The 15,586-nt window shown below is 46.3% G+C and carries 16 protein-coding genes; 6 read left to right on the forward strand and 10 right to left on the reverse strand.

From position 1 onward, the window contains the following. Positions 1–82: 82 nt before the first annotated feature. The 4 genes from NWE73_RS10450 to NWE73_RS10465 form a co-directional block, all read right to left on the reverse strand. Positions 83–1,195, reverse strand: coding sequence for a CpaF family protein (locus NWE73_RS10450; RefSeq protein ID WP_277578265.1), 1,113 nt, complete (start codon positions 1,193–1,195; stop codon positions 83–85). Between the two features lie 53 nt (positions 1,196–1,248). After that, entirely contained in the window at positions 1,249–1,767 is a 519-nt protein-coding gene (locus NWE73_RS10455) for a cupredoxin domain-containing protein (RefSeq protein ID WP_277578266.1), read from the reverse strand. After that, on the reverse strand, positions 1,727–2,005 hold the full coding sequence (locus NWE73_RS10460) for a cytochrome (RefSeq protein ID WP_277578267.1): 279 nt from the start codon (positions 2,003–2,005) through the stop codon (positions 1,727–1,729). Before NWE73_RS10460 ends, NWE73_RS10455 begins: the two co-directional genes overlap by 41 nt. 209 nt (positions 2,006–2,214) lie before the next feature. After that, on the reverse strand, positions 2,215–2,838 hold the full coding sequence (locus NWE73_RS10465) for a hypothetical protein (protein WP_277578268.1): 624 nt from the start codon (positions 2,836–2,838) through the stop codon (positions 2,215–2,217). Between the two features lie 326 nt (positions 2,839–3,164). Between NWE73_RS10465 and NWE73_RS10470 the strand changes: the two genes are divergently transcribed. Beyond that, positions 3,165–3,956, forward strand: a complete 792-nt coding sequence (locus tag NWE73_RS10470; protein ID WP_277578269.1) for a DsbA family protein — start codon at positions 3,165–3,167, stop codon at positions 3,954–3,956. A 113-nt stretch (positions 3,957–4,069) separates the two neighbouring features. Beyond that, positions 4,070–4,456 (forward strand): HEPN domain-containing protein, encoded by a 387-nt coding sequence (locus NWE73_RS10475; RefSeq protein ID WP_277578270.1) that lies wholly within the window; start codon positions 4,070–4,072, stop codon positions 4,454–4,456. A 159-nt stretch (positions 4,457–4,615) separates the two neighbouring features. Here NWE73_RS10475 and NWE73_RS10480 read toward each other — a convergent pair whose 3' ends face one another. The 4 genes from NWE73_RS10480 to sfsA form a co-directional block, all read right to left on the reverse strand. Beyond that, the gene (locus NWE73_RS10480) at positions 4,616–5,434 is read right to left on the reverse strand and encodes a murein L,D-transpeptidase catalytic domain family protein (RefSeq protein ID WP_277578271.1); all 819 of its coding nucleotides are present in this window, start codon (positions 5,432–5,434) and stop codon (positions 4,616–4,618) included. Positions 5,435–5,566: 132 nt separating this feature from the next. Next, entirely contained in the window at positions 5,567–7,084 is a 1,518-nt protein-coding gene (locus NWE73_RS10485) for a hypothetical protein (RefSeq protein ID WP_277578272.1), read from the reverse strand. 6 nt (positions 7,085–7,090) lie between these two features. After that, positions 7,091–7,456: a hypothetical protein gene (locus NWE73_RS10490; RefSeq protein ID WP_277578273.1), complete on the reverse strand. Its 366-nt coding sequence runs from the start codon at positions 7,454–7,456 to the stop codon at positions 7,091–7,093. Between the two features lie 108 nt (positions 7,457–7,564). Next, a complete protein-coding gene (sfsA, locus tag NWE73_RS10495) occupies positions 7,565–8,296 on the reverse strand; it encodes a DNA/RNA nuclease SfsA (RefSeq protein WP_277578274.1) in 732 nt (243 codons plus the stop codon). A 300-nt stretch (positions 8,297–8,596) separates the two neighbouring features. On the opposite strand from sfsA, the gene NWE73_RS10500 reads away from it, so the two are divergent. The 4 genes from NWE73_RS10500 (at position 8,597) to NWE73_RS10515 (ending at position 12,833) form a co-directional block, all read left to right on the forward strand. Next, a complete protein-coding gene (locus tag NWE73_RS10500; protein ID WP_277578275.1) occupies positions 8,597–10,207 on the forward strand; it encodes a 2-oxo acid dehydrogenase subunit E2 in 1,611 nt (536 codons plus the stop codon). Between the two features lie 24 nt (positions 10,208–10,231). After that, complete coding sequence (gene lpdA / locus NWE73_RS10505; RefSeq protein ID WP_277578276.1) at positions 10,232–11,656, forward strand: dihydrolipoyl dehydrogenase; 1,425 nt, start codon at positions 10,232–10,234, stop codon at positions 11,654–11,656. A 122-nt stretch (positions 11,657–11,778) separates the two neighbouring features. After that, a complete protein-coding gene (locus NWE73_RS10510; RefSeq protein ID WP_277578277.1) occupies positions 11,779–12,255 on the forward strand; it encodes a DUF421 domain-containing protein in 477 nt (158 codons plus the stop codon). A gap of 164 nt (positions 12,256–12,419) precedes the next feature. Continuing rightward, entirely contained in the window at positions 12,420–12,833 is a 414-nt protein-coding gene (locus NWE73_RS10515) for a hypothetical protein (protein ID WP_277578278.1), read from the forward strand. Here NWE73_RS10515 and NWE73_RS10520 read toward each other — a convergent pair. Together NWE73_RS10520 and NWE73_RS10525 are read right to left on the reverse strand one after the other, a co-directional pair. Continuing rightward, positions 12,830–13,942, reverse strand: a complete 1,113-nt coding sequence (locus NWE73_RS10520) for a hypothetical protein (RefSeq protein ID WP_277578279.1) — start codon at positions 13,940–13,942, stop codon at positions 12,830–12,832. The two genes, NWE73_RS10515 and NWE73_RS10520, sit on opposite strands and share 4 nt — an antisense overlap. A gap of 65 nt (positions 13,943–14,007) precedes the next feature. Further along, on the reverse strand, positions 14,008–15,288 hold the full coding sequence (locus tag NWE73_RS10525; RefSeq protein ID WP_277578280.1) for an acetyl-CoA C-acetyltransferase: 1,281 nt from the start codon (positions 15,286–15,288) through the stop codon (positions 14,008–14,010). Positions 15,289–15,586: the final 298 nt, after the last annotated feature.

Raw genomic sequence — 15,586 nt, forward strand, 5'->3', positions numbered from 1 at the left:
TGGAAAATGACGCAGCGTAGACCCAAAAAGATGACAGGCACCTTTTTGGTCCTTGGAGCGCAGCTTACCTGCGCGACCAATATTAAGCGGCTTGGGGTTTACTGAATTTAGATTTTGGGAATGGGAGCTTGTTGTCGATGATTTCTTCCATGAAGGTTGGAATGTTGCCTGTGGCTTCCAACTTTCCTTCGAGGGTTCCATCGGGACGGCGCACCAAACGACTGAGCTCGAATATTGGAACGACATCGTAACTGCCATCTGGCAAGAAACCACGGACTTCACTGATGGCGCCAATGCGGCGCGAACCGTCACCGTAGCGGGAAATTTGCACAATGATATCGATTGCGGATGAGACCTGCTGGCGCAAAGCTTTTTCACTGACTTTGCCATCGCCGCCTTGAGCTAATGCTTCCAAACGAACGATCGCGTCTTCGGGAGTGTTCGCATGCACTGTACCCATACAGCCTTTATGACCAGTATTCATCGCGTTGAGAAGTTCGAGGGCCTCGCCAGAGCGAACCTCCCCGACGATGATGCGATCCGGGCGCAGACGAAGTGCACTCTTAACAAGATCCTTAATCGTGACTTCACCTTTTCCCATCGCATCGGCCATGCGAGTTTCAAACATCACCAAGTGATCATAATCAATTTGCAACTCTGAAGAGTCTTCGATCACAAGAACGCGTTGGCCTTTGGGAATTCTTGAACAGAGCAATGACAACAAAGTGGTTTTACCAGAACCGGTACCACCACTCACGATCACGTTCTTACCCAAGAACATACAGATGTCCATGAAGCGGGCTCCGTCTTCAGAGATCGTTCCAAATTTAATATAATCAGTGAAACTGATTTTTGTATTAGTGAATTTACGAATGCTCAGAGTCGTTCCCTTGCGTGAGCAAGGAGGAATGACCGCTGCGATACGGGAGCCATCCGGCAAACGCGCATCCAAACGGGGATTTTCATCGTCGATACGACGACCCACACTTTGGGCAATGGAATTGACCGCGGCACGCAAGTCGTCTTCTCCTGGAAAAGTTTCAGCGACTCTTTCGAGCTTACCTTTTCTTTCAACGAAAACTTCTTTGGGACCGTTGATGAGAATTTCAGAAACGCCCGGGTCCTCGAGATATTTCGCCACAGGACCCAAATTTTGCATAATGGTCTGTTTAAAAACGTTCGATTGATCCGACATAAATTCCCTCTAAAACAAACACTCCGACCAAGTCGGAGTGTAGACAAAACAAACTAATTTGAAGCTGGTTTTCTTCCTGAGGCCGCATTGGCATCAGAGTAGATAATGAACTTTCCCTGCACTGCCGTTTCCGGGCATTGATACGAGAAAATACCATCCGTTTTTGGAGTTACGTTGAAAACTTTTTGTTCTCCGAAAACAGTGTTGTGATGTTCCGAAAAGGCATCCAGCACGAAGCTGACATTCTTCTCTTTGCCATTCACATTCACGATGTGCACACGATAGTTGTTCCCCTTTTTCAGGCGAACGGTATCAGGAACAAAACCCTTGTCGGTGTTCATGATCACGATATCTTGAGTCGGCTCTACAGAGTCGAAAACTTTAGTGAGAATCGAAGCTGATTGATCTTCACGGATGCTTGCTGGGAGACGATCTTCATTGCTGACTTTATCAAATTCAACCTGGCGGCGAGAGAAGTCCACTTCAAACGCTTGAGCCGTCGCTGCTGATGTCAGAATTACTAAAGCAATCTTAGTGCAAATCTTTACGATCTTGGAATTCACAGAACTCACGAGCAACCTCCATCGCGATATAATTCACGGATCTTTGATCCATCATGTGAAGTTTCTGAACAAGAAGATCTTTGTCGTTACGGCAACCGTTGATGGTTTGGAAAGCGTCACTCAAGATTTGTGGGTTCGCCATCATCTCTTTCGTTACTTCGCTCCAGTCAAGTTTCAGAACTGGGTCAATTGCCCCAACAGTGAAAAGCGCATCGAACATGATTTGTAGGTCGCCTTGTAGAAACATTGAATCCTCCTAATTGCCTACTCCGACTCTGTCGGAGTGTAAGCAGGCATCCTGCCCGCTTCTTCCATGATGTTTATATCGGAAGGAGTTCGTTAGAACTTGAGTCAATTTGAGGCGATTTTCGATGACTTGAGGAGATCTATCGTTTGACGCTAGCCCGTGGTCTGCGTCGACCAGGGGCCAGGAAAGTGAGGGCGAGTCGAGGGAAATTATTGCTGTTGAGTGGAATTTTCTGCCGATGTTTCTGTCGTTTTTGCCTGCGGCTCTACAGGCTGTGACAGAATTTGATTCGCGATTTCAGAAGGAGACACCAAAGATTTCATCATGCGAAGACTTCTTTCATCTTGTGCGCCCTTCGAAATCTCAAGCTTTGCGTCTCTGATTCTTTCAGCAATCTTCCTCTCAAAACCGTTATCTTTCACCAGCGGTTTGATCTCTGCCAAAAGATTTTCCAGGAAGATGGCATAGGTCACTTGGACCACCGGTTTAAACGTATTTGGATGCTTCAAGGCTCCAATTGCTTCGTCAGTTAATTGACTGATCGTTTTTTCCCAGGCGTCCAATTCATCTAAATTTGAGCGCAGTGGCGCAACAACTTTATCAATCATGTCATCTTCATTGGGCCTTGAGTAAACCGCCTGAAGTGCTTCGCGCAAAGGAATGACCTTTCCGCTTGATGATTTCTTAGATTCCTTAACTTTGTCGTTCACCAATTTATTGATCTGATCGAGATCCTTAATTGCCAATTGTGAATAGTTAAAAAGCAAACCCGCGTTCGCTTGCAGACAAAATACAGTCACCAAACTTGCTAAAATAAAATTTGAATTTTTCATACCAATCAGTCTAAAGGGTACGGTGGGCCGAGCAAGTCCAGAGTGACACGAAGAGGGGCTTCTCCGCTCAGACAGTCCTCGCTCGTGTCTTCACTGGATCTTTTTGAGATTCTTTGGCTCGCTGCGGAACTCGCTCCGAAGCCCCTCTTCGCGTCACTCTTGATTGGGTCCTAGTACCTGGCGTGTTTGAGGCGAATTGGGAGGGGGAAATCACGTTAACTGGACTTTGGTTGGGGTTGTTTTTTTGTTTTCTCGGGGTTCTTTTTGGTGTCAAATGTAGTGGCTTTTGTTTTTGTACAATTTAAATTTCCATCTTGGAGGAAAATTTGAAAGCATTTAAGTTTTTGGGTCTCTCTGTGTTGGCACTTTCGCTTGCGAACTGTGCTCCTTCTGCAAAACAACTAAAAGAAGCTGTTGAAAAAGATCCTAGCATCGTTTTCGCTGCGATCGAAAAAGCTCCTGAGCAATTCATTGAAGTAGTTAACAAAGCTGCTCAAAACGCTCAAAAGCAAGCTCAAGAAAAAGCTGTTGCTGAAGAATCTAAGAAGCGTGACGAGGAGTTCAAAAATCCTTTGAAACCGGTTATTGAAGAAGACCGCGTTATCATGGGCGTGAAAGACGCAAAAATCACAATCGTTGAGTACTCTGACTTTGAGTGCCCATACTGCTCTAAAGGTTATGCAACTGTTGAAGAAGTTTTGAAAGCTTACCCTAAAGACGTACGCGTAGTTTATAAGCACTTGCCTTTGGATTTCCATCCTATGGCGATGCCTGCGGCTCGTTACTTCGAAGCACTTGCAATGCAAGACCACGCAAAAGCTGAGAAGTTCTATCACCAAATCTTCGAGAACCAAGGCGAACTTCGTTCTAAAAAAGAAGGTTTGTTGAAAGATACTGCTAAAAAAGTTGGCGCGGACATGAAACGTCTTGAAAAAGATTTGAAAGACGAAAAAATCACAAAGCGTATCGAAGCTGACATGGAAGAAGCTCGTAAATTCAACTTCTCTGGTACTCCAGGGTTCTTGATCAACGGTGTTTCTCTTCGTGGTGCTTACCCATTCTCTGAGTTCAAAGACATCATCGACCGTCAATTGGGCGTTGAAAAACCTAAAAATTAGTAGTGAGTTTTTAGAAAAATTCGGGAATAATGAACCCACAATTCGCAAGGATTGTGGGTTTTTTTTACCCTACTCCAGGAATACCGGAGTGTAGATCTTAAAAGGAGTTCATCGTGAGCGTTTCCCAAGCTAAATCTCTAATCCTTAAGGCTCAGGACAATATCGAAACTGCTAAAAACAATCTTGGCGATGACAAACAACACGATATTGCTGGCTACAACCTGGCTCAAGCCTGTGAACTTTTCTTGAAGTCCTTGTTGGAAATGCGCGAACTTGAATATCCGCACGATGAAGACGGACATGATCTTGACACCTTGATGTCAATTCTTGAAGAAGAAGGCATGGCTGAAATCTCCTCTCATGCAGATATTATTGAGCTGACTCCTTACAATAATGCGAGCGCACACATCAGACCGGATGAGCGCTTGAATTTGAAAGAGTATCTTTCACAAACCGAAGACCTTAAAAAATTGGTCGGCGATCAACTTAAACTTTTCTAATTTCATTTTCTCGAAAATTAAAAATAAAAAAGCTGACTCCACAAAGTCAGCTTTTTTTATTTCAAGCCCTCACTCTCCGTCCTGACGCTCTCTGTGAAGCAAAAGGTGCCAGGCACCATTTGCTTCACGCGCGGCATCGCAAAAAGGTACGGCGTACCTTTAGTTTTCGGTGGCGGAGGCGTAGATGAGGCTGCCGCCTTTGATCATGTTGATGAGCTTGGTGCGGTTTTCCATGGCTACGGCGGGGCAGCCCCAACTGCGGCCTTGGATGACAGAGGCTTCAGACACGTAGTCGGCTCCGTGGACTACGACGGAGCGGCTGCGGGCGTTGGAGTTGGTTGAGGAGAGGCCATCGAGTTTCAATGAATAACCGTGGCTGCCGTCATAGGTTTCTGCCGCCAGGTAGTAACCCAAGGAGCTGGCGTTTGAACCCGAGGCATTGCTGAAGCTGTTTGCGTAGCCGTCGTGATCAGGGTCCGAGCCTTTGCCATGAGCTACGCGGATGGCCCACACTTCACCGGTTTTCATATTGATGATGAAAAATCTTTTCTTTCCAGAGAACTGTCTAAAGTCGATCACTGAAAGATAGTCTTTATTTTTGATCTTCGCCGCATTGGCATCGTAATAAGCCAGGGCACTTTTCAATTGCCCCGCTGGGACGATTTTTGTTGGATCCACATAGCTGTACTTGGCAGCCAAAGATGTGGAGCCAGAAGTCGAACCAGAGCCTGAGGTCGATGGTAAATCTGTTGTGCCCGAATTGCCTGATGCTGGTGGCGTCACTGGTGGAGTTACAACCGCCTGCCCAGTATTGCTGCTGGAACCGTCCCCTGTACTGACAGGTTCGTTTTGTGGGTCATCGGCCAGTTTGGTTGCCGAGGTTTCCATGCCGCCGGGCGCACAGGCAGCCAGAGCCAGTGTAAACAAAGAGACGCAGAATATATTCTTGAATGTTTGGTTTAGTTTTTGAGGCTTCATGCCGGGACCTCCGTGGTAGTCACAGAGGTCTTCGGTGGGCTCATTTTTTTACTTTAAATATTTTTTTAGTGTCGGAAATGTCGACAGCGAAGTTCTGAAAAGCGTCGAGCGAGCTGACATTCTTATTTACATCTATTTACATTCACTTCCGTTGTTCTCGCTGCTGGCTTTGCATCCGAGAGCTTTTTGAATTTCAGGTTTTGCAAACATCACGCGATCCACACGCAGATCGGTTGAAGGATGGGTCCCACTGCCCTCGGCACTTGCTTCCGCCATGAGCGACTCGACTTCATCCAAAAATGGACATTTCCCCATCGTCACCGCTTTAATTTTACTCACTACAGATTGTTTAACATTCTCACAACCAATGCTCAGAAAAACAGACTCTGAAGCAAATGCATATTGCCGAGCCTTTTTGGAGTCAGGAATATCCTTGATCTTTCCCGCCAAAGTCTCTGCGGCTAACCAATCTGACCAGGCTTCTTGAAGATGTCCACTGCCAGTAAATTCAGAACAGCCCTTAAAAGCGTCGTAATGGGTGTTTATTATTTTTCTTTGATCTTCAAAGCCAGCAATTGTGGCATCTCCCAGCTCTCCTTTAGGAATGCCACTTTGTTCACCGCCTTCGCCGCCTTCTTCGCTATTCGCAGCCGCCTCTTCGCGAAGAGCATCTTCTTCTTCATTGATCTTATTGATCAAACCACTTTTTGATGGAACTTGCACACCAATCGAAGAAGGTTTCTGCAAACATGAAATCACACTCGCCAGTGGATTCTTATTCGTTGGAATCGCGGAAATTTTGATCTTTCCTTTTTCTCCAGATCCGCCCATGAATGTGGGATAGTTCAGCTCAAGATCTTTCTTTCCTTGCGAGTACGAAAATGCCACTGAACACGGGTCAATAGCGTGACCCAACTCATGGGATAAAGTTGTGAATAGGGCTGCATCGGGAAGATTCAAAAATTGCGGGCAGACTGTAACACTGTGTTTGCTTGGCTCATAAAATGCATTTGGAGATTCGCAACCTTCAGCACTGAGCGAATAGATACCATCACCCAATTTCGGTGACACAAACTTCGCTGTCTTAATTCGGGTAATCATATTGTTAATTTCCGCAGCATTGCCTTTCGTGCGGCGCGACTCCAGAACTTTGACCATGCGTTTTTGCGCATCTGCAAAGATACTGCGAGCCCTTCCGAGCTCCTTATTGAATCTCGCGAGATTCTTCTTTTGTTGCTCAGCCCCGCCGGCCTTTTCAGCACTCACCAAGAGCTCGGGATAAACAAAGGGATCTGATACCAAGGCTTGAGGGAAAGGTTGGCGCGTACAGGCCTCCCCGACACGCATATAACTCAGCATTTGAAAGTTTGGAATCTGATGTCCATCTTCATCTTGATATAAGTAAAAGCTTTGCGCTTTATCGGCGAACTCGCCGCAATAACCGCCAAAGGAGCAATTCCGCGAAGTGGGAGTTTCACAAGCCTGGGAGGATGCTGCAGAGATTTTCAAGGCCTCACGCACTTGCCCAATTTTCTGAATCATTTCCTGAACCGCCTGAGAGTTCTCAACGTCATTGGAACTGGCGTCCGGTACAGGCTGTGCCTGCAATAGCGAAAAAACCCCTGAAAGAATCAAAAGCAATTTTATCATAACGTTCTAAATCCCGTTGGCGTAGGTGCGAATTTCTTCAAGGTTTTTGATCATCCTGCCGTAGGAGTCACCCTCAGTGCAGCCTTCTCGTTTGAATGATTTGATTTTATCTTTCTTTTCAAAAGTGTAGGTGCCCGAAGCGCATCTGGCAGATTTGGCAGAGATCGTCGGGCCTTTTTCAAAGGTTCTCCACGAATTCAAGGTTGAAGTTGGCAAGGTTTTGCCAATATCTTTTCCATCGAAAATGTAGACGCCATTTTCGTGCTTCAGAATATCAATTTTGCGGATGCCAGCATGATTGGTGCGATCAAAGGTGATTTCCCAGGCAAAGGCTTGTACTGAAAACAGGAAAATAAGAATGAAATATCTCATTGTTTCAGTTTAAAGGTTCAGCCTTTGCTTTGTCTCAAAGAAAGTACCCAGGCCCGTCGACCTAGACTTTGGCCGACTGACTTTGGGTCAGCCAGGCCTTTTGTGAAACTAAAACTTCAGAGGAAGTTTTTGCTCTGACAGACTCGCTTCCATTGGGCTAAGCTCCACCACAATCGGAGACACCGTCAGACCTTTGTGGAAAGCCTCGCGCAAAAGCTTCCCGTACTCAGGGTCGATATCATCCGCCGGAGAGAAAGTTCCGCAGTCATTGCGCTGAATAGTGAAAACGATTTCTGCCGTGTGCCCCTGTTCCATCAAGGCCATCAACTCGCGCAGATGTTTTTGCCCACGTTCAGTCACGGCGTCAGGGAACTTAGCGACACCGTTTTCGCCCAAAGTGACGTTCTTCACCTCGATGAAATGCATTTTTTCGGAAGACTTTTTCTTAATCATAAAGTCCAATCGAGTCTCTGCGGAAATCTTATATTCAGGCTTCACTTCGTCGAACTGCGCCCAGTCTGCAAAAGTTCCGACAACTTCTTTGCCTTTACCGACGACATGCTGAAGAGTTTCGCGCACCACTGTATTCGGAGTTGAGGTATTGACCCCCACCCAGGCGCCTTCAGGTGACTTGATCATCTCCAAAGTCCATTTCAATTTTCTTTCCGGATTGTCACTCGCCGAAAACAAACACGGCTGACCGGGGTTGTTAGCACTTTTCAAGCTGCCCGTGTTGGGAAGATGAGCTGTCAAAGTTTGCCCCTGAAACTCGATATCCGCAAAGAAGCGCTTGTATCGTTTCAAGAAAATGCCCTCTTGCAGCTTATTAGAAAACTTCATGATTCCCCCCAATAACTTCCCGGTTGCGTTACTGTATTTGACAGTGCTTCGGAGGCTAACTTAGAGGGGCTTTCGTGTAAATTCAACTCTCGTCCCCGGATGACCGATAAATAGCGGCCTTAAGAGGCAAAATAATGCGCAAAGAACCCCCTTTTGCGGTGCGTTGCTGAGTGCAAATGCTCTACGGCGGGACTAGAAAGAACTGTTTATAAAAGACAGTAAAAGCCCCCGTTTGGTGCCCCCTCTAAAATGGGTCCACCCGATTGGTTGGTTTTAAAATTTGAAAGGAACATTCTCAACATGGCAACTGACGTAAAACTGCCCGAACTTGGTGAAGGTGTCGCTGAAGGCGAATTAGTAAAATGGTTGGTAAAACCAGGTGACTCGGTCAAGGCGGATCAACCTATCGCTGAAGTTCTTACTGATAAAGCAACTGTAGAGGTTCCATCTCCTGTTGCCGGTACTGTCGGTGAATTGAAATTCAAACCAGGCCAAGTTGTAAAAGTTGGTTCTACTATGATCACTCTTGCCAACTCTCATGAAGGTGGTGCCGCTAAACCAGCAGCCGCTCCGGCTCCTGCGGCTGCGGCCTCGAAACCTGCAGCTCCAGCGGCCTCAGCTCCAGCAGCTGGCGGTGGCAAAGTTCAAGACGTTAAACTTCCTGAATTGGGAGAAGGCGTTGCTGAAGGCGAACTTGTTAAATGGTTGGTAAAACCAGGTGACTCTGTGAAAGCAGATCAACCTATCGCTGAAGTTTTGACTGACAAGGCCACTGTTGAAGTTCCGACTCCAGTAGCTGGTGTCGTTAAAGAGGTAAAATTCAAAGCAGGCGATGTGGTTAAAGTGGGTTCAACTATGATCACTCTTGAAGGATCGGGTTCTGCTCCTCAGGCAGCAGCTCCGGCTCCTGCAGCACAAGCTTCTGCACCAGTTGCAGCGGCGGCAAAAGCGGCTCCAGCGGCAGTTGCCAACGGCATCTTCCCTCCAGTTGCTGATTCAAAAGTTTTGGCGACACCTGCAACACGCAGACTTGCTCGCGAGACTGGTATCGATATCAATTCACTTTCTGGTTCTGGTCTTGCGGGTCGTGTGACTCGTGAAGACGTATTGAGTGCCGGTGGTGGAGCAGCTCCAGCGGTTTCTGCAAAAGCACCAGCAGCTGGCGGCATCTCTATTCCTAAACCTGCTTACCAAGGCCCTGCAGGTGCGATTGAAGAGCGCGTACCACTTATGGGTATCCGCAAACGTATTGCTGAAAACATGCAACGTGCAAAACACATTATTCCTCACTTCACCATCATGGATGAGGCAAAGGTTGATGCAATGGTCGCAATGCGTGAATCATTGAAAGAACATGCAGAGAAAAACGGCACGAAGATCACTTACCTTCCAATTGTTATGAAGGCTTTGGTTTCTACAATCCGCGAATTCCCTCAGTTCAATGCTTCTATCGACGACGCTGCTGGTGAAATCGTTTACAAAAAATACTTCAACCTCGGCTTTGCGGCTGACACGCCAACAGGACTTGTGGTTCCAGTTATTAAAAACGTGGATCAAAAAACCATCCTTGAAATCTCTAAAGAAATCTTGGATCTTTCTAAACGCGCTCGTGATGGCAAATTGAAGCCAGACGAAATGAAAGGTGCAACTATCACTGTGACGAACATTGGTTCTATCGGTGGTACTTATGCGACCCCTGTGATCAACCATCCTGAAGTGGCGATCTTGGGTATGTACAAAATTGACGAAAAACCTGTGATCAAAAACGGTCAATTGTCTTCAATCAAAGTTATGAACTACACAATGACTGCCGATCACCGTTTGATCGACGGCGCTGCGGCTGCAAGATTCCTTGCTGCTTTCATCTCTCGTATTGAAAACCCAGGTAAACTTTTGGTGGAGATGCTCTAGCCAAAGGCTAGCAAGGAGATAAGTATGGCTCAAACTTTTGATGTGGTAGTAATTGGTGCGGGTCCCGGCGGTTATGTCGCTGCGATTCGCGCATCTCAACTTGGTTTTAAAACGGCTGTGGTTGAACGTGAGTTCTTGGGTGGTGTGTGCTTGAACGTGGGATGTATTCCATCTAAAGCCATGATCACAGCGACTCACCTTCTTCACAAAGCTCAACACAACTTCAAAGATATGGGCCTTGTGATCAAGGGCGGTATCGATGTTGATATGAAACAGCTTGTGAAATGGAAACAATCTGTTTCAGACAAAATGTCGAGCGGCGTGGGCCAGCTTCTTAAAGGCTATGGCGTCACTGTTTTGAAAGGTGAAGCTGAATTTAAGAACTCAAAAGAGATCTCTTTGAAATCAGCAGCTGGCACTGAATCTGTTCAAGCGAAATTCTTCGTTGTGGCGACAGGCTCACGTCCGATCGAAATCCCTGGCTTCAAATTTGACGAAAAAGATATCTGCTCGTCTACGGGTGCACTTGCTTTCGATGCTATTCCTAAGCGCGTGGCCGTTATCGGTGGCGGATACATCGGCCTTGAAATCTCTTCTTACCTTCGCAAACTTGGCACTGAAGTGACTGTGATCGAAGCTCAGTCTTCATTGCTTGCTGGTGTGGTTGATCCAGATTGTGCAAATGTGGTGGTTCGCAAGCTTGATAAAGCCGGCGTCAAAATCATGTACGGCGCAAAAGCTAAAGGACAGAAGAAAGTTAAAGACGGTTACGAAGTGACTGTCGAAATCAATGGCAAAGATGAAGTTGTTAAATGCGACAAAATCCTTGTTACTGTAGGACGTCGTCCTAACGGAGACCAAGCCAACTTGAAAGCGGCGGGTATCGCCGTTGACGAACGTGGTTTTGTTAAAGTGGATGCTCAACGCAGAACTAATGTTTCTAATATCTTTGCTATCGGCGACATCTGTGGCCAACCAATGCTTGCGCATAAAGCGTCTCACGAAGGCGTTCTTGTGGCGGAAGTGATGGCCGGTCAAAACCGTGTTTACGACGCGAAAACAGTTCCAGCGGTTGTCTTTACCGACCCGGAAATCGCGTCTGCGGGCATGACCGAAGCTGAGGCGAAAGCCAAAGGTTTCAATGACCTGATCATCGGCAAGTTCCCATTCGCAGCAAATGGTCGCGCCGTGAGCATGATGGAAACAGATGGTTTCGTAAAAATGATCGCTGACAAAAAGACACATGTTCTTTTGGGCGTTCATATCGTGGGACCAGAGGCTTCCAACCTGATCTCTGAAGCTGTCCTTGCGATCGAAATGGGTGCACGCATTGAAGACTTGGCATTGTCTATCCATCCTCATCCGACTTTGGGTGAAACAATGATGGAATGTGCTGAGGCGACTTTGGGACATGCGATCCATATCATCCAAAAGCCATTGCACAAGTAGATCTTACTTAAAAAGTAAAATCCCAAAGGGAGTTCATTGCGAACTCCCTTTTTTTATTCTGAAAATACACTGGACACAGGGCCTCCCTGGTAATGGAATAGATGGCAGTATAAGGAAGTTATATGCTCAATCTATCCATCCCTTGGTGGGAATTCGTTGTTCGTGCTTTGGTCGTCTTTGGATTTTTACTTTTTGCCCTTCGCGTGTTGGGAAAAAAGCAAATCGGCCAGCTGGCTCCCTTTGACCTGGTTCTTCTGCTGATTCTCAGCAATGCCGTTCAAAACTCCATGAATGCCGGCGATAATTCTTTATTAGGTGGATTGATCTCTGCCGCAACTTTGCTGCTGCTGGATTATTTTTTTGGCTGGGTGACCTTCAAAAACAAGCGCGCCTCGAAGTTGATCGAAGGCCGCCCCGAAGTCTTGATTCATGACGGAAAAATCTTTGAGAAAACTCTGATAAAGGAACGCATCAATCACAACACTCTCGAGGAGGCTCTTCGTAAAGAAGGCGTTTTCTCAATCCAAGACGTGCACTATGCCATCCTCGAAAATAGCGGCGCTATTTCAGTCATCAGAAAAAAAGACAAAACCACTTAAAAAAAGATCCCCGGGTGAGACATTTGAAGATTTCGCCTACGGGATTGACACAAATATTCAGAATCTAAAAAAATGAGAGTGGGAGCACTCTCTTTTTTTATATCTCTTCTAAAAACACCGCAAAGTTCCTTTAGCGCGGCTGAACCTGATCCGATAAATACATTATGCAGGTCGGACAAATCATCAAAGCCAAAAATGATTTCGAACTCTATGGATTGGTAAAATCCTCGATCTCTATCTCTGATTTCCATCCCGAGCATTATCAGATTTTTCATTTCACAAAAATATCTGCCACGGAATATCTCGTCGATGCCTTCTTTGAAGGGGAAGACTACAGCGAAAACAAAGCGTTCCTAAGTCAGTTTTCGGAAGAAGATACTTTTTGCGCACTGGATTCCACAGACAATCGCGACCATTTTTCGTTTGGTTCAAAAGCCCTGTTTGCATCTGTGATTTTCACGGACCTTTTCTCTTGGACTGAAAACTATCAGGATCATCTTGGAAATCCTGAGTTCAATGCCTATATGGATAAAGAAGCTCGCGAAGGTTTCGCTCCACCAAAGAAACTGGCCAGCTAGTCTTTCTTTTTACCGAAGACAATTTCCAAATTCACATAAAGAGTCCACGTCGCCGTGAAATGCTCAATACGGGGCCACGACAGCTCTGGAGTGATCTGCAAGAACATCCAATCCAACGGATGCAAAGCCGTGCGGTAGGTGATACCCGCTGTATAATTGTCAGTATAAAATTTATTGTCCTGCGTGCCCGTAATCAATCGCAAATCGAATGATGCCAAGCTGATTTTATCAATCGTATAAACGAATGAGGGTCCGTGGTAAGAGTTGAACGTATAATTACTAATGCCCCAATCCGCTTCGTTAATAAAACGGAACAGATTCTTTTTGTCTAAAGCATAGTCCGAGGTCACAGAGGTGATTTCTTCCCAAAGACGCGCAGAATCCCAACTGACCTCTTGGAAGAAGTGATTGACCACAGGGCCTGTTAAGAAATTCTTACTCAAACGCCCCGCGATTTGATAATCGACCGGGCGACTGAATCGCAAATTTACACCCTGATTGAACTCCCACGGATTGAGTTCCTTAAATTCGGTCTTAGTGACGCGAGCCTCTTCAACTTCCGTCTCACCTGACCACCAACGTTGAATCACCTTTTCGGTATTTCTCCAATTCGGAAGACTTAGATTTAAATTTGTTTGAATGTCATAAGAACCCGAGCCCTTGGTATTTACATAGGATTTTTGATAAATCCGGAAACTGCTTTCGTAGTATTCATTCAAGGCACGAGTGTTACCAAAGAGTTTATCCACCTGATTGGCAAGGATGATCACTTGATCTGAGATACCCTCTTGAGACCCTTGCAGATAGCCAGCCGCCTGTTTAATTAAAGGCTCTGGAGGTGCCTGAGGCGCGGGGGCAATTTCACCTGTTTTTTTGCCCTTCTTGGATTTTTTGGACTTCTTGTTTTTATTCTTATTTGATTTGTCGGTCCCGGCTTTGCTATCGACCTGGTTTGCATCAGAGGCCGGGGCTCCGCCAGCTCCCCCTCTCACTTCCTGTATGACTTCTTCCATAACCTCGTCAGGCACTTCCTCTGACGATTCTTCGGACGTCTGAGCAAAGGCCACTTGCGAGGCTATTAAGATACAAATAAGGATTCTGAGAAGCACGACACCTCTTTCTGAAGATCATCTTAATAGACTTCAGAAAGAAATGTCATCGTTGTTTATATCATTTATCTTTCGACGATGGCGGTAACGCCCATTCCACCTGCGGTGCAAATTGAAATCAGCCCACGGCCGGAACCTTTTTGCGATAGCATCTTTGCAAGGCTGATTAAAATACGTCCGCCCGTCGCTGCAAAGGGGTGCCCTAGGGCCAAGCTTCCACCGTTCACATTCATTTTGGCGCGATCAATAGAACCAAGTGCTTTCGGCTCACCCAATTTATTTTTGCAGTAGTCCTCGGACTCCAAGGCTTTCAATGTGCAAAGAACTTGTCCTGCAAAAGCTTCATGGATTTCGTAAAAATCAAAATCCTGCAGAGTCAGATTATTTCTACGCAGCATTCGCGCAATCGCGTAAGTCGGAGCCATGAGAAGTCCTTCCCCCGCGACATAGTCAACAGCAGCCACTTCCGCATCAACCAAATAGGCCAAGACTGGAAGGTTCTGTTGTTTTGCAAACTCTTCGCTCCCCAACAAAACGGCAGAGGCTCCATCCGTTAAGGCCGTGCTATTCCCGGCAGTTAAAGTTCCTTGTCCGGTGAAATCAAAAGCTGGTTTCAGCTTCGTCAACTTTTCAAGACTGGTATCGCCGCGCACAAGACTGTCTTTCTTCAAGCCATTGAATTCAAAAACCAAGTCATTGAAAAAACCATCCTTCCAAGCTCGATCGGCATTGAGATGACTTTGCAAAGCCAACTTATCCTGCTCCAGCTGTGTGATCCCCCACTCTTTCACCATTTTTTCTGTATGCTGGCCCATGGATAAACCTGTGCGAGGTTCCATCACCGCTGGGAATTGCGGCATCAAATATTTCGGTTTAATTTCTGCAAATTTTTTGATTCGCCCAAGCAGAGTCTTTTCTTTTTGTGCGTCCATCATGATCCAGGAAAACTCATGAGGCAGAACACCGGCGATATCGCTGTTGGTGTCTGTACCACCCGCGATGCCGCTCTCGATAGCGCCTGAGGCAATCTTCAAACCAATCTGCCAAGCTGTCTCAAGACCGGTACCACAAGCTCTTTGCACATCATAACCAGGAGTGTGAGGATTCAAACCCGCCCCCAAAACAGACTCCCGGGTCATGTTCCAGTCAGAGGCATTCTTCATAACCGCACCCGTGGAAACATCTCCCAGACGCTTCCCCACCAAATTAGTTTTCCAAACCAGATCGCGAATCGTTGCGGTCATCATAGTTTGATTTGAAATACGGTTGTAGTTCGTAAAGGACTTTGTAAATGGAGTTCTGGAACCTGCAAGAATAGCTACGGGACGCATCTGCTTTGTTTTCATAAATCGATCCTATCGCAAGAGAAACTCTTGATGAGTTTGCTTCTATAACTTCAGCACCCTCACCGCCCGAATGCAAAAAGTTCTGAGCGTTTGGCGCAAGACTATCGCACGACGATCATCCAGCTCATGGCAACAAACTAGAGTATGTATTCATTTCTAGCCCCAGCAAAGGTCTTATCAAATGTGAATTCTAGTCCTAGTCCAGTTCCAAAATGGAGCTAAGCTAGCGTCTGACACAATTATTCTGTGTAACTTCGACGACTCTGAAATCAGAGTGCATGGATGCAAGTCGAAGCGT

The sequence above is a fragment of the Bdellovibrio svalbardensis genome (assembly GCF_029531655.1).
Classification (GTDB): Bacteria; Bdellovibrionota; Bdellovibrionia; order Bdellovibrionales; family Bdellovibrionaceae; genus Bdellovibrio; species Bdellovibrio svalbardensis.